Below are 21,960 nucleotides of genomic sequence, written 5' to 3' on the forward strand. Positions count from 1 at the left end.
ATAGCTATTGATTGGAGCAATAGGCGGAGACTCCTACGGGGGAGTAGCGACAATGTTGAGACCCCGCAGGGCGTAGCTCGAGGAGGCTCAAGGTCGCCCCGTGGAAAGCGGAGCCGTTTGCGGAAATCAACAGCGGTATCTTACAAAATCTAAAGTCAAAGACTTTTTCAGTGGCCATCAGCGCAGCGAGGAGGCTCAAGCACACGCCCCGCGGAAAGCGAACACCAAAACGGAAGGAAACAGGGAGTTTTTACACCCCCCCGAACTTTATTTTCCCCTACCCGAAAAAAAACTGGCATTATAAAAAAAATAATGATATTATAGTAAGGTCTGAATTGAATGCACTATATGTTTGGAGGGATAACGATGCGCGTAAACGTAACTTTAGCTTGTACTGAAACTGGTGATCGTAACTATATCACTACTAAAAATAAACGTAACAACCCAGATCGTCTTGAGCTTAAAAAATACAGCCCAAGATTGAAAAAAGTAACTGTACACCGTGAAACAAAATAAGCAGCAGGATTTTCCTGTCTGCTTATTTTTTTTGCCCATTAACCTGCTTCTACCGGGCTTATATTCTTTTTATTTTTGACCTTTACAGATGTTCCCGCTTTATATCCCTCACTAACCTGATACCTTGGGGCAATGGTTACGTTTCTTATTGATGATGGAGAGGTTTGTTCAATGGTAACATCATCCCAAACAATGCTTCTGCTTAACTCACAGTCCTTTGTTATTTTGGAACTCTTACCGATGATTGTGTACTTGCCAATAACCACATGTGCACCCAGATAAGAATCGTTACCGATATATGCAGGCCTGTTGATGGTCACATTGTCTTCCATTTTCACATTAGAGCCAACCCATAAATTAGGCAATACCTCTTCAGCCGCTATATTGACACGTACTTTTTTATCAAGCATGTCGTACTGCGCCTGACGGTAATCCTCATGACTTCCAATATCCTTCCAATATCCATTTGTGTGATAGCCATAGAGACTCATACCGTTTTTAATTAGCCTTGGAAAGATATCTTTACTAAAATCGTACGCTTTTCCTTTTTCCATCATACATAATACAAAAGGATCTACCACATAAATTCCAGTGTTTACAACCTTACTGAATTCCTCGTCTTTTTGTGGTTTTTCCACAAATCTCCTGATATGACCTTGTTCATCCGTATCTACAATACCGAACTTATTCGGTTTTTTGACTTCCTTTGTAAAAATAGTGAACAAGGAATGTTTTTGCATATGATAGCGCACTCCGGCCATCAAATCAAAGTCAGTCAATGCATCCCCGCTTATAACCAGAAAAGGTTCATCAAGAAGATGCTCTGCATTTTTTACGCTCCCGGCAGTTCCAAGCGGAAGTGTTTCCTGCAAATACGTTATTTGCACGCCCCATTGGGAACCATCTCCAAAATAGCTTCTAATTTTATCGCTTAAATATTGGAGGGTGATGATAATTTCTGTAATTCCATGTTCTTTCAAGAGTTCAATGCTGTATTCCATGACAGGTTTATTAAGCAGTGGCACCAATGGTTTTGGGAGTTTTTGTGTTAATGGCAACAGCCGGGTACCTTTCCCCCCAGCCAATATGACTGCTTTCATAAGCTTTATCCCTCCTACTGGACGGAAGAAGTAGTAACTGTTGTCTCATAAACCTTCTCTGTCTGATCTCTTACATCTTCCCAGTTATATTTTTGCTTCACTTCATTCAACGCCATTTCACCGAGGATAGCACCTAAAGTTGGGTTCTCTATTATAGATAGAATCTTTTTACTTAGATCATCGGCATCCCCTGGCTCAAACATCAGTCCGGATTCTCCATCTTTAATAATAGAAGAAAGACCTCCAGTCCTAGCAGCTATAACAGGTTTGGCAGCTGCCATACCTTCGATGGCAACTATTCCGAATGGTTCATAAATACTTGGTACAAGAAGCAAGTCACATCGTTTTAGTAACGTTGCTTTTTCACGTTCATTTAAATATCCGACAAATAATATAGTTTTCTCTAGCCCGGCCTGACAGACTAATGCTTGGTAGTCAGACAAATAAGGGCCTTTTCCAGCTAGGATAAACAAACATTCCGGATGGGTTACATGTATTTTTTTTGCAGCATCTATTAAAGTGGTGATCCCTTTCTCAGGTACCATTCTGCCTAAAAATAATGCAAGAAAGGTGTATGATTTACGATTCAAAAAGTCCGATACACTATCACTTTCCTCATTTAAAAGGGAAACTCCATTTGGGATTACACGAACTTCTTTTTTACCATGAATCTTATTTTCCACTTCTCTTTTCATAAAAGAGCTACAAACTATCAACGCATCTGAATTATGAATCAAGGATTCTTCCCATTTAGCGGTTTGAATCTGGATAGGGTATTCAAGGTTGCTTCTGCCCTGTTCAAGCGCATGTATTGTCGATACTAAAGGAAGTGTCATAAAACCTTTCAAAGCCCTTGCAGCAAATCCAACAAGCCAATCATGGGCATGAATGAGGGTAAACTTCTTGTTACTTGGAAAATTCCTAACCCGTTCTACTAAGTTCATATTGGTCTGGGCGACAAAGAGGTGAAAATCATCATATGTGCATTCCACTTCTTTAGCCCTGTAGACGGTTATCCCTTCCACGGTTTCAGTTTCAGGCGCTCCAAGGCAATGAGGAGTCACAAGTGACACGATATGTCCTGCCTTTGCCAATTGTTTAGAAAGTTGCCAAACGTGCTGTCCGAGCCCTCCTAGAACAGCAGGAGGGCACTCCCAAGATAACATAATAATATGATATTTATATTTTATTTCTTCATGTAACAAAAGATTATGTGATGAATGAACAGAATAGAATACATCAGAAGTAACTGTTTCCTGAAATGTTCCAGATTTAAACTGACGTGCTTTTTGAAGTTCAGAAGACGGTTTTTCATAATAAGTATAACCGGCAGCCAACTGTTGCCATTTCCCTTTACCAATCATCCTTAAGGGAGTCCATACCAGGTCCGCTGTTTCAGTTGCACGTTTCATACCCTCTACTTTCAGCGTGTTGCTTTCAAAAAAAGGGAAAAATCTGTCGGCTCTTCCTACACCTATCTCCGCTCGAATAAATTTGCATTTTCTATATTCTGGAAGTGATATGCTGCCATGATTCATTTCGGTTATTATATCCAAAAAGAAGACGTCATTTCTACTGACCTGTGAGCTTCCTTTCCATCCTATCAGTCTGATGTTCAGCCCTTCCTCTCCTAATGACTGATAGACCTTAACGAAATCTTCCCTCCATTGATGCACGACCCATTCAACTTTCATATCTCCGTCATCGCCAACTATCAACCTAATAAATTCCTTTTTTGGCTCTATGATGCTCATGGTCAAACCTCTTCCCCCACGAATCTATCTTTTCTTTCATCTTATCATGTGAATTTTCTTTTCCACAACAGCCGGTTTTTGTCGTCTTTTGTGGTAAAGCGTAAATTTTTTATGTCCGTTGACAAAAAACGTTCACAAAACCGTCATATGTTTCTGAGGAATTTGTCGAAAGACTATTTTTCCATCCCTACTCCTATGATATAAAAAAGAGAGAAACTTTTATCGAGGTGAAAAAATGTTAATCGCAAGTATAAGTTTGATCATTATTGCAGTCGCAGTGATTGTAATTTCCTTCTTTGTGGATGACAAGTTTGCTGACTTAGAAAAGGAAATGGAACAGTTATCCTTTGATGTTGTTCAGGACAAATATAAGTTGGAAAGAAAAATGAAAGTATTAGAAGAAGAACTATTAGGTGGAACTACTCCTATACATAAGGTTAAAACTAAAAGACAAGCAAGCCACCAAAATGTAAGCGAAGAAGATGTTGCTATTTCCCTTTACCAAAAAGGATACACACCTTCTCAAATCTCTCAATTCACTTCCACTTCTATGGACAAAGTGGAACAAATCCTTCATTCTGCGAACTTAAAAGGGAATGTAGCCAATGAGAACTAATCTTAGAGCATTCGCAATTGGGATCCTCTTCGCTACAGGAGTTATGGGAGTTGCCTATTCTATTGTTAGCGCCGGAGCTACTACATTAAATGCAGAAAGTGTACAGGCATATGCAGCAGAAAATGACCTTCACCTGTTATCAAAGGAAGAGTATGACGAGTTATTGCCTGAAGTAGAACCAGTAGAGGAAACAAAGACAGAAGAAAAAGAAGAAGTGAAAGAAGAGAGTAAGAACAAAGAAGAAGACACTGAAGTTGTGGAAGAAAAAGAAGAAGAGAATGAACCTTTTGAAATCGTGATACCGGACGGAATGGCAACCTATGAGATTACCGCGTTATTAGCACGTGAAGGGATCATTGAGGATGACAAGAAGTTTGACGCTTACCTTGAAGACAAGAACATTGCTACCAAGGTGCGTTCTGGTACGTTTACCATGAAAAAAGGTATGAGTTATGAAGAAGCAGCAGACGTGTTGATTAAATAATTCCTGTTGAAAAAGCGCCGTTCCACTTTGGACGGTGCTTTTTTGTAGCTTTCAGCGGAGGCAACAGATGGTTTGCCCATAAGCAAGATGCCCTGAAATAGCCTCCAAACCAAATCGGGCGATAATCTGAATTTACGGGCGATTTTTCAAAATTACGGGCGAAAAATAACCCGTTTCGGGCGATAATATAAAATTACGGGCGATTCCCTATATACCCCAAATTAACTTTGCAGCAATCTCCTCCATAAAAAAGCAGCAGCCACCCGATCCGGATGTTTCTAAAACGGTCGGGAAGGCTGCTGCTATCAGCTATCTCTTTATTTGGTCTTTTACCTTCAGAAGTCTCAAACTATTTAACGTTACAAGTAGTGTTGCCCCCATATCGGCAAAGATCGCAATCCATAAGGTGAGCCAGCCTGGAATAACGAGCAGAAGCGCCAAAATCTTCAGCCCCAATGAAAAAGAAATATTCTGCTTAATGATGGTTAATGCTTTTCGACTCAGCCTGATAGTGAACGGAAGCTTCCGCAGGTCATCTCCCATCAATGCCACATCCGCTGTTTCAAGTGCGGTATCAGTTCCCGCTCCTCCCATCGCAACTCCTACATTGGAAGCTGCAAGGGCAGGAGCATCGTTAATACCGTCCCCCACCATCATTATGCTATCGTGTTTCTCACGTAGTTCTTTAATATACTGAAGTTTATCTTCCGGCAGCAGACTCGATTTTACATGGTCGATCTCCACCTCGTGCCCAATTGCTTCGGCAGTCCTATCGTTATCTCCTGTCAGCATGTATAAATGAGGAATACCTATTTCCTTCAACTTCTTCACGCTTAAAGCACTACTTCCTCTTATCTCATCCCGGATTCCAACAACACCAAGGATCTTGTCAGAAGTTCCGACTACTATCACTGTTTTTCCTGCATTTTGAAGTAAATGGATACTTTCAGAAAGCCCCTTTATTTCCGGATGCTTTTGACCCAAGAACCAATTCGGACTTCCCGCTTGATAAAGAATACCATCAATAGAAGCCTTTATCCCTTTCCCGGCCACTGATTCAAAACCTTCCATACTATAACCTGTATCAACTACTCCAACATCTTCAGCTTTCTTGAGAATTGCTGAAGCTAACGGATGAGTGGAACCACCCTCAAGTGTTGCGATGATTCTAAGCAACTCTTTCTCTGTTATGTGAAAAGCCTGAACATCTGTTACTTCTGGCACTCCTTGAGTTAAGGTTCCCGTCTTATCAAAAGCAATCGCTTTAATACGGCCCACTTCCTCAAGGAATACTCCACCCTTGATCAGGACGCCATTTCGTGCTGCGTTTCCTATTGCTGTTACAATGGCTATCGGAGTGGAAATGACAAGGGCACATGGACACCCTACAACAAGAACCGCAAGGCCCTGATAAATCCATGTATTCCAATCCAATCCCATGAACAATGGAGGCACTATTGCCACAAAAAAGGCGATAACAATAATAAGCGGGGTATAATATTTCGCGAACTTATCTACAAACGCCTGGGAAGGTGCCCTTTCCGCTTGAGCCTCTTCCACTAGATGAATAATTTTAGAAATGGTGGTGTCCTCTACCAGCTTCGTGACTTCCACTTCCAATAATCCATCTTCATTGAAGGTTCCTGCAAATACTTCATCATTCACGCCTTTGGATACAGGAATACTCTCCCCTGTAATCGCAGCTTCACTGATGGATGCTCCGCCTTTCACAATGATGCCATCCATTGCGATTTTTTGACCAGGCTTTACAAGCATCCTGTCGCCAATCTTAACATCCTTAACAGATATCAGTTTTTCAGTTCCTTCTATTAAAATAGTCGCCTGTTTAGGAGAGACATTCATTAGGGATCGAATAGAAGCTCGTGCCTTTTCCATCGAGTAAGATTCCAACGCCTCGCTAATTGCAAACAGAATGACGACAGTGGCACCCTCGCCCCACTCCCCAATAATCGCAGCACCGATGATTGCAATCGTCATGAGGGTTTTCATATCGAATTGAAGCCTGATTAGATTATTGATCCCAGTGAAGAACAGTCTGTATCCACCTATTACAATGGAAGCAGCGAATAGAATAATAGTAGATAGGTGCTCTTCTCCTTGCTGAAAAAATGCCACCCAGCCTGCAACAAGAAAAAGGAATGAAAGAAGCACGGTTGCATGTTTTTGGTAAAAAGGAACAGCCGGCTCTTCTGGTAGTACCTCTTGTTCTGAAGAAACCTTTAACTTGTCAAACGCCCCAGCTTTTTCTATATCACTGATACTTGCAGATCCACTTACTGAAATCTTAGATGCACCGAAGTTAACTCGTGCTTCCGTAACACCTTCTATCTTTTTTACATTATTCTCGAATTTTTGTGCGCAGTTTGCACAAGTTAATCCTTGAATTCGGTAAGTTTGCTCTTCCTTATTTTTCACGTGTCTTCACCTCTTTTTGATGGGTAAAGGCAATATCAATTAATTGTCTGACATGATCATCATCCAATGAATAATAGACAAGCTTTCCTTCCTTCCTGTACTTTGCCAACCCGAAATCCCTTAACAGTCTTAAGTGATGGGAAGCCGTTGCGACAGTGGATTCTGTAATTGTTGCAACATCATGCACACATAGCTCCTCTGCCAAATTCAGTGCCTGCGCTATTTTCAACCTTGTTGGATCAGACAGCGCTCGGTATATCTTTGCCACATCATTTGTCATCGTATCATCTATTTGTTGCTTCACATTTTTCACTTTTGTTTCATTTGCACATTCTTCCTGACACTGTTGCACCGTCAAAACTTCCGAACTAGACTTGGTCGACATAATAGACTCCCCTTTATATTCAAACATTCATTTGAATATTAGTATATGCCACCCCAGCTAAAATAGTCAATACATTCAATCCGGTTCAAATAAGATAAAATAAGAATCCTGAAATGGTGGACATACTTATGACAGAAATGACAAACGCTGCCACTAGTTTTTTCTTGAAAATGCTATTTAATAATGCGACTTCAGGCAGACTCGCTCCAGCTGAACTAATTAGCAATGCCATGACTGGCCCCAAAGCCATTCCTTTGGCTATCATCATCTGAGATATGGGAATCATGGTAGAAAGCCTGATATACAGCGGAATTCCAATGATCGCGGCAATCGGTACAAGCCACCAGCTGTCTCCTCCTAAATATTGTGTAATGAAAGATGTGGGAACTGCGCCATGTATAATAGCTCCAATGGCTGCACCAATTAACAAAAATGGATAAACTGTCTTTATTAAGGTTAGCGTTTCTGCCAGAGATTGTTTAAGATTAAGTCCTTTAATCTCTGGTTGATAGTTCTTTAGCAATACTTTCTTTAATTGCTTCTCAAACCCCAATACTCCTAGAGACAAACCGATTACAATAGATAGAACAGTAGTGGTTAGTGTATATATTAAAGTTACTTTCCACCCAAGCAAAGCTGTCATAATGGTAAGGATGGTCGGATCTAAAACTGGTGATGCAAAAAGGAATACCATCACAATACCAAATGGCACTTTCTTTCTCAGCAGGGTGACAACCATCGGGATGGTGGAGCAAGAACAGAATGGGGTTATAAAAGCGAACAAGACAGCAAATAACGCACTTAGAAGCGTATTTCCCTTGTTTAACCACTTCTCCATTTTATGAAACGGAACAACAGACTGAATGATGGAAACCAAAAAGGTAATGAGAACAAACAGGACCGTCAATTCCAAGGCGATATACATAAAACTTGCAATTACTTCTTTCCACATAAAGATCACTCCTTTTTTATTTGCACTTTGCAAGTATTGATCCTATAAAAAAGCAAGCTTTGAAACTTGCTCAATATAACGGCTTACAGCACATGCTACTCTTACTCATCGCTGCATTCAATACTTTTAAAGACTCTACCACTTTAACTCTATCTACTTCATTTAAATTAGAAAAAACATTTGTTAAGTAATGATGCATTTGTTGATTGATTTCATCTTCCAGTTTATCGCCTTTTTCAGTGAGGTATAAATGGTACATTCTTTTATCTTCATTGGATTGTCTTTTTTCCACCAATTCCATTTTTACCAGGGTTTGAATCTGCCTGCTGAATGTCGTGATATCCATGCCAATCGTTTCCGCCACTTGTTGCATGGAAGGCCCTTCTGTTCGGGCTAGTTCGTAAAGAATATGGCTTTGGACTTGAGATATTTCCTGTTCCTCAACTGAGCAGCAGTTTTTATTTAACATACCAAACCTTCGCATCGTAATCTGAAGAATCGCTCTAACGTCTTCCATTGTTTTCACCTCTTTCTTTTATTATACTTAAATACTTGCATTTTACAACTATATTCCGGAAATAAATTTCCTTATCAGCGCCAAATATCTATAATTAACGCTGACAGGAAACGGTTATTTTCCTTCCGGCAACAACAATATTTTCCCTAACTTCCCTTTCTCCTTAAAGTAAGTCTGGGCTTCTCTAGCTTTCTCTAACGGAAATGTTTTATCAATGACAGGTTTTAATTTACCTTCTGCTATTGCCTGAAGCATATCTTTAAATTCTTCTCTTGTTCCCAAGACCGATCCATACATGGTGATATGTTTAAGATAAAGTGTTCTAAAGTCAAGATTTGTCTTCTGGCCACCCGCAGAGCCTGATATACAAAACTTCCCTCCATTTTTCAACACTTTAAGGGATGTAGAAAATAAAGCATCTCCCACTACATCTAATACCGAATCTATCGGGCCTTGATTTACTTTTAATATTTCTTCAGAAAGATTATCGGATTTGTAGGATAAAACATGAGTCGCACCTAATTCCTTCATTCTTTCCTCGCCATTCAGGTCCCCTACGATTGCAATAACCTTCGCGCCGAAAACTTTAGAGGCAATTTGTACATTTAAGGAGCCCACCCCACCATTAGCGCCTGTTACCATCACTGTTTCACCAGGTTGAATTTGAATCTGATTGACCATATGCCATGCAGTTAATCCGCTCACGGAAAAAACCGCACTTTCTGAATAACTTGGAAGCGGCATGTCATAACAAAGGTCAGCACGCCACACCACATATTCCGCATAACCACCATCGTATTCCGAACCGATAAAGGACATATCTGCTGAAATATGTTCCTTACCTTCTTCTCCACTAGATGTAAAAGGAAATAAAACAACATCTCTTCCCATCATAGATTCTTCCACCTGACTTCCGACTTTTACAATGGTTCCCGTTATGTCAGATCCAGGTGTACGTGGGAATTGTACTCCTTCTGGCTTCCACCCGGACTTAGAATCGGTGCCGTAAGCCCCTTCTCTCATCCAGATTTCAGTATTATTAATCGCACAGGCTTTCACCTTTACTAGTACTTCATTTTCTTTTGGATCAGGTATTGGTATGTCTACTGTTTCCAACATTTCAACATCCCCATATCCGGTTACTTGGACCGCCTTCATATAGACAACACCTTTCTCTCTTTCATTTATCGTCAATTATAGTATAAACCTTTTTTGGCTATTTACGAAAAAAAGAGCAAGCTTAACTTTATGCTTACTCTTCCAATTAATTTAACAACAATCACTATCCTTCATTCCCAACAATACTAACCCTTTCCCTTGTGGTGTTTCTTGAACATCCAATACAAGGTCGGTTGTCATGCTTTCGATTTTCGGATCGATTGCCACTATGATTGAATTTAATGTTTCTACTTTATCTTCTGTTTTTGCCTCATCCAGAGACAATCCTAATTGTGGGCTTCCTCAGCCCCAGCCTGCAAAGTAGACACGTATATTACTTGCCCCGTTTTCACGCAGGATATCCGTCAGTACGTCTCTTGCTTCGTTTGAAACCTTCACGGCCAGTCACCAGCCTTCTAATTATTTTTTCTAAAGGTCGTTTAACTCTTAATTTTTTTCGTACATGTTTTGAAGCACTACTTTTAATTCCGGCTTCATATTAATAACAGGACGGATGGAAGTTGCAAGCTTTTCCGCTTCTTCCACAGTACTAGCTTTCCCTATGTGAAGCAGGGTACCCATTGCAACCGTGCCTGTTCTGTTACGCCCACCGGAACAATGAAAATATACTTTCTTTCCTTCTTTTTGAGCTTGTACCACATACTTAATAGCTGCTTTCACTGATTCATCCTGTTTGGCCGTATCGTCCACGATTGGCATATGGATTCTAGGTAGATTATCTTCTACATTAACGGTTTTGGCACGTAAGTCTATAATAACATCCAGACCTTCATTTGTATGTGCTTCTTTAACTTGATCTGCACCACCGATAAAAACATTCTCCATTAATTCTTGATAGCTCTTCTCGCTTGTCATAATTTCTCACTCCTATAAAAGGTTCTCTTTTTCCCACGGTAGAATAGCACACTTCACTTTCCTTGCTTTTACTCTTTCAATCCATGGTATTTCATGCTTTCCTCTTCCTGAGAGCAATTGATCTTTTGTGTCTGTAATCGCAAAGCTCTGATTGATGATCCACCAACGCGGGACAATAGAAGCACGCTCTAAATCAGCATGTAGCCTTTCTGCTTCAAGTACTGGTGTTGCTTCTGGGAGGGTCACAATGAGTACGGCTGTTTCTTTTGCATTACGAAGTCGAGGCAGCAGGTTTGCCACTTCTTTAGAAACTTCGCCCGTTGAACGCAGTAATTCTTTTTGATACGATTGGGCCGCGTCCAGGAGCAGCAAGGTATGCCCTGTAGGTGCAGTATCAATGATGACCACTTCTTCGTCTGCTCGTCCAACTATCTTAGCAAATTTCTGAAATACCGCTATCTCCTCTGTACATGGAGAATTAAGATCCTCCTCAAGGTATGCAAGTTGCTCCTCACTTAATCCATTTCCAGCTTGTTGAAGTACTTGCTTTTTATATGCTTCTACTTCAGCTTTCGGATCCACTTTACTGACCTGTATATGTTCTTTTAAATTTTTGTCCTTTAAAACATATTCAAGATGGGCAGCTGGGTCGGTTGTAGTGAGATGGACTTTCATGTCTTTCTCAGCAAGTGTCATAGCAAGCTTCGCAGCAAGGGTTGTTTTTCCGACTCCGCCCTTCCCCATTGTAAATATCACACGGAGATTCTGGCTTATGATTTCCTCAGCTACTTGATCAAATTTTGCGAGTTCAGTTAGTATGCTAGGGTTTATATTACCTGCGTCAACTTGAACCGTTTCTCCATTTAACCAAGCTTTTAACGCACTAGTCCCTGTTAATGAGTATGAGATGTAAGGTAAATATGTCATCGGTATTTCTTTAAATGTATTAATGGCAACATCCATGGCTTTCTGCTGTTTATCAAAAAATGCCAAAGACACTTCATCATTGATAACTGGTTTTTCCAATAAACCATTTACAATAAGTTGCTGGTTGTGTAGCCCTATTTCTCGCAACTCCTTAGATGCTCGAGCAGCTTCGAATATTGGTGATTCATCAGGACGAGTTACGAGAAACAATTGAGTCTGTGTAGGATCAGCCAATGCCATTACTGTCTGTTCATAGAGCTCCTTTTTTGCACCAAGCCCAGAAAGTGGCCCTAAACAGGAAGCACCATGCGTGCTTTCCTCAAGAAAGGTGTTCCATGCAGAAGGTAAGGAGAGCAACCTAAGTGTATGGCCAGTTGGAGCTGTATCAAATACAATCACATCAAACTGACCGGTTATCTCTTCTTGTGTAAGCAATGTTGAAAATTGGTCAAAAGCTGCAATCTCAACCGAACATGCCCCTGATAACTGTTCCTCCATGGTAGCTAATACCGATTCAGGGAGTTTTCCTTTATAAGGACCAATCACACTTTCCCTGTAATCTCTCGCGGCTTCCTCTGGATCAAGATTGCAGGCATATAGTCCCTCCACACTAGGAATTTCGGATATATCATTTGTCAGTTCCGTTTCAAACACATCCTGTAGGTTGGAAGCTGGATCGGTGCTGACTATCAATACCCTCTTCCCTTCTTCGGCAAGAGCGATAGAAGTGGCACATGCTGTGGACGTTTTACCAACCCCACCTTTACCAGTAAAAAATAGATATGGTGTTTGTATATTTGTTTTTGGTTGGAATGTTGGGAGCATAAAGCCACCCTCCTAGTTGATTGAGTTTAGAGTAATGTTGAGTTTCTTTTTTGGTTTTTCCTGAACCATTTCCTCTACTTTCACACCGGTCCATTTAGCAAACTCCTCATTTGTAGGGTAATCCTCCATTTTGGCAACTTCACCATCTACTAGAATAACCGGAAGACATTCCGGTCCTTTTTCCATTAGCAATTCATTCACCTTTTGGTTCGTTACAAAAGGTTCTGGCTCTGAGCCTAAATTGTAACGGGAAATGTCGATCCCTTTTTGTTGCATGGAAAATATAGCACTTGCTACCCTTGTTAATTCCAGGTCAACACTAGGCCCACATACTCCAGTTGCACAGCACATTGCCGGGTCAAAAATTTCAATTTTAGCCATTTCTTATTTCCCCTTTCCGTTATAGAAAAAATAGCCGAGATATTTCACTCGGCCATTTTAATTATTTTCCAGTCTCAGCAAACGTTTGGATACGGTCACCAATTTCGTCACGTACTCGTTGGAAGAACTTCCACTTCTCTTCTTCTGTTCCTTCCGCTTTCGCAGGATCATCAAATCCCCAGTGAACTCTCTCTTTGTTTGGTGGTGTTGCGGGGCACACATCTGCAGCATGACCGCAAAGTGTTACGACTAGGTCAGCTTTTTTCAGGATTTCAGGATCAATTGTGTCAGAAGTTTGGTTGGTGATGTCTACGTCCACTTCGTTCATAGCTTTTACTGCGTTTGGGTTTACACCGTGTGCTTCGATACCTGCTGAGTATACGTCCCACTCGTCGCTTAAGTATTTTTTCCCCCAGCCCTCTGCCATCTGGCTGCGGCAAGAGTTACCTGTGCATAGGAAGTAGATTGTTTTTTTAGTCATGATGAAAAACTCCTTTATTTGTTTTTTGATATTTACTCCGACTCCTGTTAATTTCCGTTCCAGGTATTCGCTTTCCGCGGGGCGGTGCTTGAGCCTCCTCGGCTTCGCCTGTGGGGTCTCAAGTCAACCGCTACCTCCCGCCGGATTCTCATTCCCTTCACTACAATCAACAGGGAAACTTCTTAACCAATTATTAAAAGCCAGAAATATAGGCCTAATAGCGTGATGAATAGAGTTGGTATAGTTAGGATGATACCTACTTTGAAGTAATAGCCCCAACTGATTTTTACACCTTTAAGACTTAAAACGTGTAGCCATAGTAATGTTGCCAAGGAACCGATTGGTGTAATTTTCGGGCCAAGGTCTGATCCAATAACATTGGCATAGATTAACGCTTCCCGGATGGTTCCGGTTGTAACTGTATCTTTGATTGCCAATGCATCAATCATGACAGTCGGCATGTTATTCATGAAAGATGAAAGGATAGCTGCAATGAACCCCATGGATAACGTTGCAACGAAAAGTCCTTCATCAGCTGCCATTTGGATGACATCTGTAAGTAGATTTGTCAATCCTACGTTTCTTAGCCCATATACAACCACATACATCCCAATCGAGAAGAACACGATGGCCCAAGGCGCGCCTTTTAAGATCTGCTTCGTGTTAATGACTGGACTGTTTCTGCTTATTAATAGAAAAATAATAGCTACAGATGCTGCTACAAATGAAACAGGAATACCGGCAAATTCACTAGCAAAATATCCTATCAGAAGGACAGCTAACACTATCCATGAAAGATTGAAAAGCTTCATATCTTTTATTGCTTCTCTCGGTGCCTTCAATACGGAAATATCGTAGTTTTCCGGAATGCTTTTACGGAAGAACAAGTAAAGCACTACAATACTTGCACCAAGCGCAAAGAAGTTCGGAACAATCATTCGTGAAGCATATTCCACAAACCCTATATCGAAAAAGTCTGCAGAAACGATGTTCACAAGGTTACTAACCACTAGTGGTAGCGAAGTGGTGTCAGCAATGAACCCACTAGCCATAATAAACGGTAAGATCATCTTTTCTTTAAACTGCAAGTTCCTCACCATTGCAAGAACAATCGGAGTCAGGATAAGTGCCGCTCCATCATTTGCGAAGAATGCTGCAACTACTGCCCCAAGCAAGGTGATATAGATGAACATCCTCACTCCACTTCCCTTAGCGAATCGCGCCATGTGTAAGGCAGACCACTCAAAGAATCCTACTTCATCTAAAATGAGGGATATGATAATCAATGCCACAAACGTCAATGTTGCATTCCAAACGATGCTTGTCACATCAATAACGTCTGTAAAGGTTACGACACCAAAAAGCAATGCCAAGAGTGCACCTCCACAGGCTGACCACCCGATAGACAATCCCTTAGGCTGCCAGATAACAAAAACCAATGTAAGTAAAAAAATCACAGATGCCAAAATTATATCCAGCAAAATATTCCCCCCTTAAACTAACAACAAGTAATTCTAAGTCCTTTTTCCTCCAGTTCCTTCAGCTTCTCTTCGAGTGAAGGAACATGCACAAGAATTGATTTGATTAATTCGTAGTGTAGATGTTCTGTATTGATGGAATACATAATCCACTGACCTTTTCTTGATTCTTTAACAAGGCCGACTTCTTTCAGTTTTTTTACATGCTGACTAATAGAAGGCTGGCTCATTTGGAAGATTTCCACAAATTCGCAGACGCAGCAATCATGGTCCTGCAGTAGTGCCAACATAGAAAGCCTTGTTTTATCTCCTAAGATTTTTAGGGTGGCTGCCGCTTCGTCCATTCTCAGTACTTGTTGCATACGTACACCTACCTTTGGAAAGGATAAGTAATATAATCAAACGCTTATATAACAATATGCTTATATAATAAAACACTTATATACTGGTTTCAAGCTTTCTTTTGTAAAGAAAACGTGAAGTTTAATTGCAGAATTATCTGTTAATTGTTATGATATTATTAGAAAGCGTTTTCAATAACATATGAGTGGGAAAGGTGATGCTGTATAATGATGGACTATCAGTACAGACGACGAGCTTTTCAAAACCTACATGTGGAAAAAGAAGAAGCAAAAATTGACTTAGAACAAAAAGTAAAAAAATCCAAATCAATGTTGGCTTCGATAGCCGCATTCTTTTCTTTCATTCATCACACACCTTAAGGAGCTTCTGTGCTCCTTTTTATTATGTCTATTTGCACAAAAAACGGGACAAAATGAATTGTCCCGTCAATTAATTATTATTTAATGACCAGAAGTAGCAGATAAACCCACTCTGTCTATTAGTGTTTTACTCTCATCGTTAAGGCCTATAATTTTTACGTTCTTACCTAATCTTTGATATTTTTGCACCGTTTTTGAAATTGCGGTTACTGCAGATTGATCCCATATATGGGTATTGCTAAAGTCGATGACAACCTCTTTTGGATCATTATTATAATCAAATAAATCCACAAAATGACTCATCGTTCCAAAGAACATTTGCCCAGAGATTTGATAATGCATAACCTCATCTTTTAACGTCATAGTAGCTTTTATCTTCGCCATCTTCCAGCCGAAAATTAATGCACTTAAGACAACCCCTGCCGCTACACCTTTTGCAAGGTCATGTGTGTACACAACAATTGCAACCGTTACGATCATTACTACCGCATCTGCGCGAGGTATTTTGTGAAGTTCGCGGATGGACTGCCAATCAAATGTTCCGATTGAAACCATGATCATTACTCCAACAAGTGCAGCCATTGGGATTTGTACAACGATATCACCTAATACCATGATTAAGAATAATAGGAAAGTCCCTGCAACTAAAGCAGAAAGCCTTCCCCGCCCACCGGATTTAACGTTGATAACAGATTGTCCAATCATGGCACAACCAGCCATACCACCGAAGAAGCCGGTTACGACGTTTGCAATACCTTGCCCCTTCATTTCTCGGTTCTTATTACTCTTAGTATCTGTCATTTCATCGACAATTGTTGCCGTCAGTAACGACTCAAGGTTACCCACGATCGCCAACGTGAATGCATACGGAAGGATGATCATAAGTGTTTCCCATGACAACTCAACCATAGGGATATGGAAGAAAGGCAAGGTTCTAGAAATCTCTCCTTGATCTCCTACTGTACTCAGACCAAACCCTCCACCAAATAGGGTAATGGCTGTGATAACGACAATTGCCACTAATGCAGATGGTAATGCTTTTGTGATTCTTGGTAGCAGATATATAATGGCAAGGGTAGCAATGACAAAACCGACCATTATCCAAGATCCACCTTTTTCCGGAGTAAAATGCACTAATTGTGCGGTGAAAATTAAAATTGCTAATGCATTAACAAAACCAATAATTACTGCTTGAGGGAGAAAAGATATAAATTTACCAAGTTTAAATACACCCATCAAAATCTGTATGATCCCCGTCAACACTGTAGCTGCGAACAAATATTCAATTCCATGGTCTGCAACTAATGTAACCATGAGTAAAGCCATCGCTCCAGTTGCAGCAGAAATCATCCCTGGTCGTCCACCTGTGAAGGCGATAACCACGGCAATACAGAAGGACGCATAAAGTCCCACCATCGGGTCAACACCAGCGATGATAGAGAATGCGATTGCTTCAGGAATGAGGGCTAATGCTACGGTCATACCGGCTAGTACGTCTCCACGCACATTGCCAAACCATTCTTGTTTTAAGTTTGCTACGTTCATAGCACACCTCTTTCTTTATTATTTAGTTTTGTGACTTTCTACTCTCAAGAAAGTCGGGTCCGTTTGCAACAGAATGAATCATACCATATATTATCTAAGCTGAAAATCTTTATGAAAACGGGAACATAAGAGTTTACCTCTTACTTTCTCACTTTTTCTCAGCTTATCTAATGTTTTTGTATGTCTGTAAAAAAATAGACATTTAAGAAATAAAGAAAGCTCTGTTCATTTAAGAACAGAGCTCATCGATTCAATCATTCAATTCATAATGACTTCCCTTTACAAGGTAGAAAATATTCTCTGAAATATTAGTCGTATGATCTGCCATACGCTCAATATAACGGCAAATGAAGCTCAATTGAGTAATTTCAGGGATCATGTCTGGATAATCTTTTGTCAGTTGAAGCAGTTCACGAATGTTTTGACCGTATAGCTCGTCCACTTGGTCATCCATGTCTGCTACTTTCTTCGCAAGGACTACATCCTCATCATAATAGGCCTTTAATGCAAGAGATAGCATTTCCGTTGCGATGCTATGCATTTTTTCTATCTTTTCAATCTGAATTAACGGTTGAGAATTTTTACCTATTCTTATCGTAGACTTTGCAATATTTACAGCAAAATCTGCGATACGTTCAACATCCGTGGAGATTTTAATTGCTACAAAAATTCTCCGTAAATCAATCGCCACTGGCTGTTGTTTGGCAATAAGAAGAATGGCAAAGTCATTGATCTCTTCATCTAAACGGTCTGCCTTGTTGTCCTCTTCAATAATTTGAAGAGCAAGATCTACATTTTGATTTGTTAAGGCGTCAATGGATTTTCCCATTGCAATTTCAGCCAAACTTCCAAGTTCCAATAATTTATCTCTTAACGTTTCTAAATCCACATGAAATTGACGCAATACCATCTACCTCTTCCTCTCTACCTTTATTATCCGAAACGACCAGTAATATAGTCTTCTGTACGCTTATCTGACGGATTTGAGAACAATTTATCTGTTTCAGAATATTCTACCACTTCCCCATTTAAGAAGAAAGCGGTTCTGTCGGATATACGTGCAGCCTGTTGCATATTATGCGTAACAATGACGATACTATAGTCTTTCTTCAGTTCTTGAACGAGTTCTTCCACTTTTAGGGTAGAGATAGGGTCAAGTGCCGATGTTGGTTCATCCATTAAGATGACATCTGGCTCAATAGCCAAACAACGAGCAATACATAAACGTTGCTGTTGTCCACCTGATAGACCATAAGCATTTTCTTTTAGACGGTCCTTCACTTCATCCCAGATAGCCGCTCCACGTAAGCTTTTTTCTACGATTTGATCAAGGACTTTTTTGTTACGGATTCCATGGATTCTTGGTCCGTAAGCAATATTGTCATAAATGGACTTAGGGAACGGATTAGGCTTTTGAAAAACCATCCCTACATTCGTTCTTAATTCTTCCACTTTATACGATTTTCCTAAAATATTCTTCTCACGATATAGGATATCACCAGAAACTTTTACACTTGGTACTAATTCCACCATACGATTCAACGTTTTGATATAAGTGGATTTACCGCAACCGGATGGACCGATGATTGCCGTAACTTCGTTTTCGTATATCGGCAAGTTGATGTTTTTCAATGCCAAGTTTTCCCCGTACCATAAGTTTAAATCTTTTGTATGATAAACAATATTTTTATTTTTTGGAGTGTTGGTTTTAGAAGAAGTATTGTTCTTCGTCTCACGTTCAGGCACTGCAATTTGCATAGATGATTCCTCCTAGGATTAAAATCTTCTTTGGAATTTATTTCGAATAATGACTGCAATGGAATTCATGACTAATAAAATGAAAAGTAGTACTACGATAGTTGCTGCTGCAAGGTTCGCATATTCTGCTACAAGAGCTGCGTCAATCGTCCAATAGTAAATTTGCATTGGAAGTACCGTGAATTTGTCGAAAATCCCCTCAGGTAGCGGAATCAACAATGCTGGAATTCCTAATACAACTAGTGGAGCTGTTTCCCCGATGGCACGGGATAGCGCAAGGATAACTCCTGTTAAAATACCCGGTAATGAAGCTGGCAAAACGATATTCTTGATTGTCTGCCATTTAGTCGCACCCATTCCGTAAGATGCTTCTCTTAAGTAACCAGGAACTGAGCGAATTGCTTCTTGACTCGCTACAACTACGATAGGAAGAACTAATAATGCCATTGTCAGACCACCAGCCAGAACAATATTTCCAAGGCCAGCCGCTCTAACAAAAATAGTTAATCCCAAAATACCAAATACAATCGAAGGTACACCTGCAAGGTTTGAAATGTTTGTTTGTAAAAAGCGTTGTAGGCGTCCTTTTTTTGCATACTCTTCTAAATAGATAGCCGTTCCAACACCTAGAAACAATGTTATAGGCGCAACAACTACCATCAGCCATACAGTACCCATAATGGCACCCATGATTCCAGCTCGGTCCGCCATTGTAGATAGTTTATTCGTAATAAATTGAAAATCAATCCAACCCATACTTTGCGAAATAACACGGTAAAAAAGAATGACGAGTACAACAAGACCAATTAATGTTGCTGCTAAAAATAATGATTTAGCAATATTGTTCACCGCTAATCTTGAATTCATTTTCTTTTGTACTTGCGCTGCATCAACATGTTTCATCTTAATATTCCTCCCTATACTTGCGAGAGATATACTGTGCGATCAGGTTCATGACAAGAGTAAAGACGAACAACGTCATCGCGACAGCATACAAGCTATAATATAAAGTTGAACCAGCTGGTGCATCCCCACCGGTTACTTCCACAATGTATGCGGTCATCGTTTGCATAGATTGTGTAACGTCAAACGTAAAGTTTTTTGTACTTCCGCTCGCAATGGTTACAATCATCGTTTCACCGATTGCACGGGAAATAGCCAGAACAAATGATGCGACAATTCCAGACATAGCTGCAGGAACTACAACCTTCCAAGCAACCTCAAGTTTCGTCGATCCAAGCGCCAATGCTCCCTCTCTCATTGCATTGGGGACAGAGCTCATCGCGTCTTCCGATAAAGAGGCAACCATTGGAATAATCATAATACCCATTACTATACCCGGGCTGAGGATATTCGTTGGTTCTAAACCAGGAATAATTTGTCTTAATAGAGGCGTTACAAAAGTGAATGCAAAGAATCCGTACACAATTGTCGGAATACCTGCTAGCACTTCAAGAACTGGTTTTAAAGTTCTTCTGACTCTATCTGAGGCATATTCGCTTAAGAAAACAGCACTCATTAAACCGATAGGAATCGCCACAACCATTGCAATGACAGAAGAAATAATTGTTCCTGTCAATAAAGGAAGCACACCGAATTGTGCATTTTCACCTAAAGGTTTTAATTGGGTACCTGTAAAGAAATCAAGAAACGGAACTCTAGAAAAGAATTCTACTGTCTCAAATAATAATGTAAAAATAATACCTAATGTTGTAAAAATAGAAATTGTTGCGATACCCAAAAGAAATTTGGGTACAAACGCTTCAATAAATCTATTCGTGTTAAGAGTTGTCTTTTTCTTATTGATTAACTCTCTCACATTGATGCTATCTTTCTGATTAGCCAATTTGAAATCCCCTTTCATCCTTTACCCTAACGTAACAAGGACCATCCAAAGCCTATATTAAAAATACATAGAGGAAGATGAGCAGCAAGGAGCCCCTCATCTTCCCTGATAACTTACTTTAAACCTTCAAGCTCTTCTACAGAAGCTTTGATCTCTTCATCTGTCAACGGAGCAAATCCTGTTTCACTTGCAACAGTTTGCGCATTTTCCATTGTGTAGATCGCATAGTCAAGTACTTGTGGCTTCTCTTTCGCCATATCTACGTTCAAGTAAGTGAATACTGGACGAGTAAAGTTAGCATAGTCACCATCTTCAGCGATTGTATCAAGTGATGGTTCTACAGGACCGTTACCAAAGTCAACTTTCACAGCTGTTAATTTATCTGTGTTACTTGCATAGTAACCATAACCGAAGAATCCAATTGCGTTTTTATCTTTAGAAACAAGGTCTACTAATGTAGAGTATTCTTGTTGTAAGTTAACACCTTCAACTAAATCTTTTTCTTCAAGAATTTTTTCCCAGAAGAACTCATATGTTCCGTGGTTTTCGTTTGGACCGTAAGCTTTGATTGGCTCATTAGGGAAATCTGGATTAATATCAGACCAGTTTTTAATATTACCTTCAGCTAAGAAGATTTTTTTAATGTCTTCTTCCGTTAATTCAGTTGCCCAATCGTTTTCTTTGTTGATTACGATTGTTAATCCGTCAAGTGCAACTTTCATTTCTTTTACTTCCATGCCAAGCTCATCAGCTTGTGCTTTCTCTTCATCTTTAATTGTACGAGATGCGTTATTGAAATCAGTTCCGTCTTCTACTAGAAATTTCTTAAATCCAGCAGATGTACCAGCACGACTCACTTCAACAGATACACCTTCTTGAGCTTCTGTCATGTATTTTTCAGCCATTAATGACATGAAAGGAAATACTGTACCAGATCCATCAATTACTACACTACCTTCAAGTTCTTCTCCACCTTCAGCAGATGCTCCTTCTGAAGATCCTTCGTTACCACCGTTGTTGTTTGCATTGCCACACGCTGCAGCGAATACTGCAAGTGATGCAACGATAGCTAGTAATAAAAAACGTTTGAAGCTTTTCATTTCTTAATTCCCCCTAAGGTTTTTGTTTTTGTTGATGTTTCTGTTTATCTTGCCCTACGAATAACAGAATATAACTTGTGTGTTAACTGGGTATGAATCAAGT

The 21,960-nt window shown here is 40.1% G+C and carries 24 protein-coding genes; 4 read left to right on the forward strand and 20 right to left on the reverse strand.

The genetic code is table 11. The features are described 5' to 3' along the window. Positions 1–366 precede the first annotated feature (366 nt). Entirely contained in the window at positions 367–516 is a 150-nt protein-coding gene (gene rpmG, locus LC091_RS02150) for a 50S ribosomal protein L33 (protein WP_010194590.1), read from the forward strand. A gap of 38 nt (positions 517–554) precedes the next feature. Here rpmG and LC091_RS02155 read toward each other — a convergent pair whose 3' ends face one another. Together LC091_RS02155 and LC091_RS02160 are read right to left on the reverse strand one after the other, a co-directional pair. Next, on the reverse strand, positions 555–1,616 hold the full coding sequence (locus LC091_RS02155) for a sugar phosphate nucleotidyltransferase (protein ID WP_226680078.1): 1,062 nt from the start codon (positions 1,614–1,616) through the stop codon (positions 555–557). Positions 1,617–1,630: 14 nt separating this feature from the next. Beyond that, positions 1,631–3,370 carry a glycosyltransferase family 4 protein gene (locus tag LC091_RS02160; RefSeq protein WP_226680079.1) on the reverse strand — a complete coding sequence of 580 codons (1,740 nt, stop codon included), beginning with the start codon at positions 3,368–3,370 and terminating at the stop codon, positions 1,631–1,633. Positions 3,371–3,605: 235 nt separating this feature from the next. On the opposite strand from LC091_RS02160, the gene LC091_RS02165 reads away from it, so the two are divergent. Then, entirely contained in the window at positions 3,606–3,986 is a 381-nt protein-coding gene (locus LC091_RS02165; RefSeq protein ID WP_226680080.1) for a hypothetical protein, read from the forward strand. After that, the gene (locus LC091_RS02170; protein ID WP_226680081.1) at positions 3,976–4,470 is read left to right on the forward strand and encodes an endolytic transglycosylase MltG; all 495 of its coding nucleotides are present in this window, start codon (positions 3,976–3,978) and stop codon (positions 4,468–4,470) included. The genes LC091_RS02165 and LC091_RS02170 overlap by 11 nt, the downstream gene beginning before the upstream one ends. Positions 4,471–4,779: 309 nt before the next feature. On the opposite strand, the gene LC091_RS02175 is transcribed toward LC091_RS02170, so the two are convergent. From LC091_RS02175 to LC091_RS02230, 12 genes are all read right to left on the reverse strand, one after another. After that, positions 4,780–6,906, reverse strand: coding sequence for a heavy metal translocating P-type ATPase (locus LC091_RS02175; protein ID WP_226680082.1), 2,127 nt, complete (start codon positions 6,904–6,906; stop codon positions 4,780–4,782). Further along, positions 6,896–7,291 carry an ArsR/SmtB family transcription factor gene (locus LC091_RS02180; RefSeq protein ID WP_319003625.1) on the reverse strand — a complete coding sequence of 132 codons (396 nt, stop codon included), beginning with the start codon at positions 7,289–7,291 and terminating at the stop codon, positions 6,896–6,898. Before LC091_RS02180 ends, LC091_RS02175 begins: the two co-directional genes overlap by 11 nt. An 85-nt stretch (positions 7,292–7,376) precedes the next feature. Next, positions 7,377–8,243 carry a permease gene (locus LC091_RS02185; protein ID WP_226680083.1) on the reverse strand — a complete coding sequence of 289 codons (867 nt, stop codon included), beginning with the start codon at positions 8,241–8,243 and terminating at the stop codon, positions 7,377–7,379. A gap of 70 nt (positions 8,244–8,313) precedes the next feature. Next, positions 8,314–8,760: a MarR family winged helix-turn-helix transcriptional regulator gene (locus tag LC091_RS02190; RefSeq protein WP_226680084.1), complete on the reverse strand. Its 447-nt coding sequence runs from the start codon at positions 8,758–8,760 to the stop codon at positions 8,314–8,316. Between the two features lie 114 nt (positions 8,761–8,874). Continuing rightward, positions 8,875–9,918 carry a zinc-binding dehydrogenase gene (locus LC091_RS02195; RefSeq protein ID WP_226680085.1) on the reverse strand — a complete coding sequence of 348 codons (1,044 nt, stop codon included), beginning with the start codon at positions 9,916–9,918 and terminating at the stop codon, positions 8,875–8,877. Positions 9,919–10,029: 111 nt separating this feature from the next. Next, positions 10,030–10,203 (reverse strand): hypothetical protein, encoded by a 174-nt coding sequence (locus LC091_RS02200; protein ID WP_226680086.1) that lies wholly within the window; start codon positions 10,201–10,203, stop codon positions 10,030–10,032. Positions 10,204–10,365: 162 nt separating this feature from the next. Beyond that, on the reverse strand, positions 10,366–10,794 hold the full coding sequence (locus tag LC091_RS02205) for a protein-tyrosine phosphatase family protein (RefSeq protein ID WP_226680087.1): 429 nt from the start codon (positions 10,792–10,794) through the stop codon (positions 10,366–10,368). A 12-nt stretch (positions 10,795–10,806) separates the two neighbouring features. Next, entirely contained in the window at positions 10,807–12,546 is a 1,740-nt protein-coding gene (arsA, locus tag LC091_RS02210) for an arsenical pump-driving ATPase (protein ID WP_226680088.1), read from the reverse strand. A gap of 12 nt (positions 12,547–12,558) precedes the next feature. After that, positions 12,559–12,927 carry an arsenite efflux transporter metallochaperone ArsD gene (gene arsD / locus LC091_RS02215; protein ID WP_226680089.1) on the reverse strand — a complete coding sequence of 123 codons (369 nt, stop codon included), beginning with the start codon at positions 12,925–12,927 and terminating at the stop codon, positions 12,559–12,561. 61 nt (positions 12,928–12,988) lie between these two features. Next, a complete protein-coding gene (gene arsC, locus LC091_RS02220) occupies positions 12,989–13,408 on the reverse strand; it encodes an arsenate reductase (thioredoxin) (RefSeq protein ID WP_226680090.1) in 420 nt (139 codons plus the stop codon). 182 nt (positions 13,409–13,590) lie between these two features. Beyond that, positions 13,591–14,889, reverse strand: a complete 1,299-nt coding sequence (locus tag LC091_RS02225; RefSeq protein WP_264179196.1) for an arsenic transporter — start codon at positions 14,887–14,889, stop codon at positions 13,591–13,593. 17 nt (positions 14,890–14,906) lie between these two features. Beyond that, positions 14,907–15,248, reverse strand: a complete 342-nt coding sequence (locus LC091_RS02230) for an ArsR/SmtB family transcription factor (protein WP_226680091.1) — start codon at positions 15,246–15,248, stop codon at positions 14,907–14,909. A gap of 207 nt (positions 15,249–15,455) precedes the next feature. On the opposite strand from LC091_RS02230, the gene LC091_RS02235 reads away from it, so the two are divergent. After that, positions 15,456–15,608, forward strand: coding sequence for a hypothetical protein (locus LC091_RS02235; RefSeq protein WP_226680092.1), 153 nt, complete (start codon positions 15,456–15,458; stop codon positions 15,606–15,608). Positions 15,609–15,689: 81 nt separating this feature from the next. On the opposite strand, the gene LC091_RS02240 is transcribed toward LC091_RS02235, so the two are convergent. From LC091_RS02240 to LC091_RS02265, 6 genes are all read right to left on the reverse strand, one after another. Continuing rightward, a complete protein-coding gene (locus tag LC091_RS02240; protein ID WP_226680093.1) occupies positions 15,690–17,153 on the reverse strand; it encodes a SulP family inorganic anion transporter in 1,464 nt (487 codons plus the stop codon). A 250-nt stretch (positions 17,154–17,403) separates the two neighbouring features. Continuing rightward, positions 17,404–18,063 (reverse strand): phosphate signaling complex protein PhoU, encoded by a 660-nt coding sequence (phoU, locus tag LC091_RS02245; RefSeq protein WP_226680094.1) that lies wholly within the window; start codon positions 18,061–18,063, stop codon positions 17,404–17,406. 23 nt (positions 18,064–18,086) lie between these two features. Then, positions 18,087–18,911, reverse strand: a complete 825-nt coding sequence (gene pstB, locus LC091_RS02250) for a phosphate ABC transporter ATP-binding protein PstB (protein WP_226680095.1) — start codon at positions 18,909–18,911, stop codon at positions 18,087–18,089. 18 nt (positions 18,912–18,929) lie between these two features. Then, positions 18,930–19,814 (reverse strand): phosphate ABC transporter permease PstA, encoded by an 885-nt coding sequence (pstA, locus tag LC091_RS02255; protein ID WP_226680096.1) that lies wholly within the window; start codon positions 19,812–19,814, stop codon positions 18,930–18,932. 1 nt (position 19,815) lies between these two features. Beyond that, positions 19,816–20,775 carry a phosphate ABC transporter permease subunit PstC gene (pstC, locus tag LC091_RS02260; protein WP_226680097.1) on the reverse strand — a complete coding sequence of 320 codons (960 nt, stop codon included), beginning with the start codon at positions 20,773–20,775 and terminating at the stop codon, positions 19,816–19,818. A gap of 95 nt (positions 20,776–20,870) precedes the next feature. Continuing rightward, complete coding sequence (locus LC091_RS02265; RefSeq protein ID WP_226680098.1) at positions 20,871–21,857, reverse strand: PstS family phosphate ABC transporter substrate-binding protein; 987 nt, start codon at positions 21,855–21,857, stop codon at positions 20,871–20,873. Between the last annotated feature and the right edge of the window lie 103 nt (positions 21,858–21,960).

Source organism: Sutcliffiella horikoshii, assembly GCF_020524325.1.
Lineage (GTDB): Bacteria > Bacillota > Bacilli > Bacillales > Bacillaceae_I > Sutcliffiella_A > Sutcliffiella_A horikoshii_D.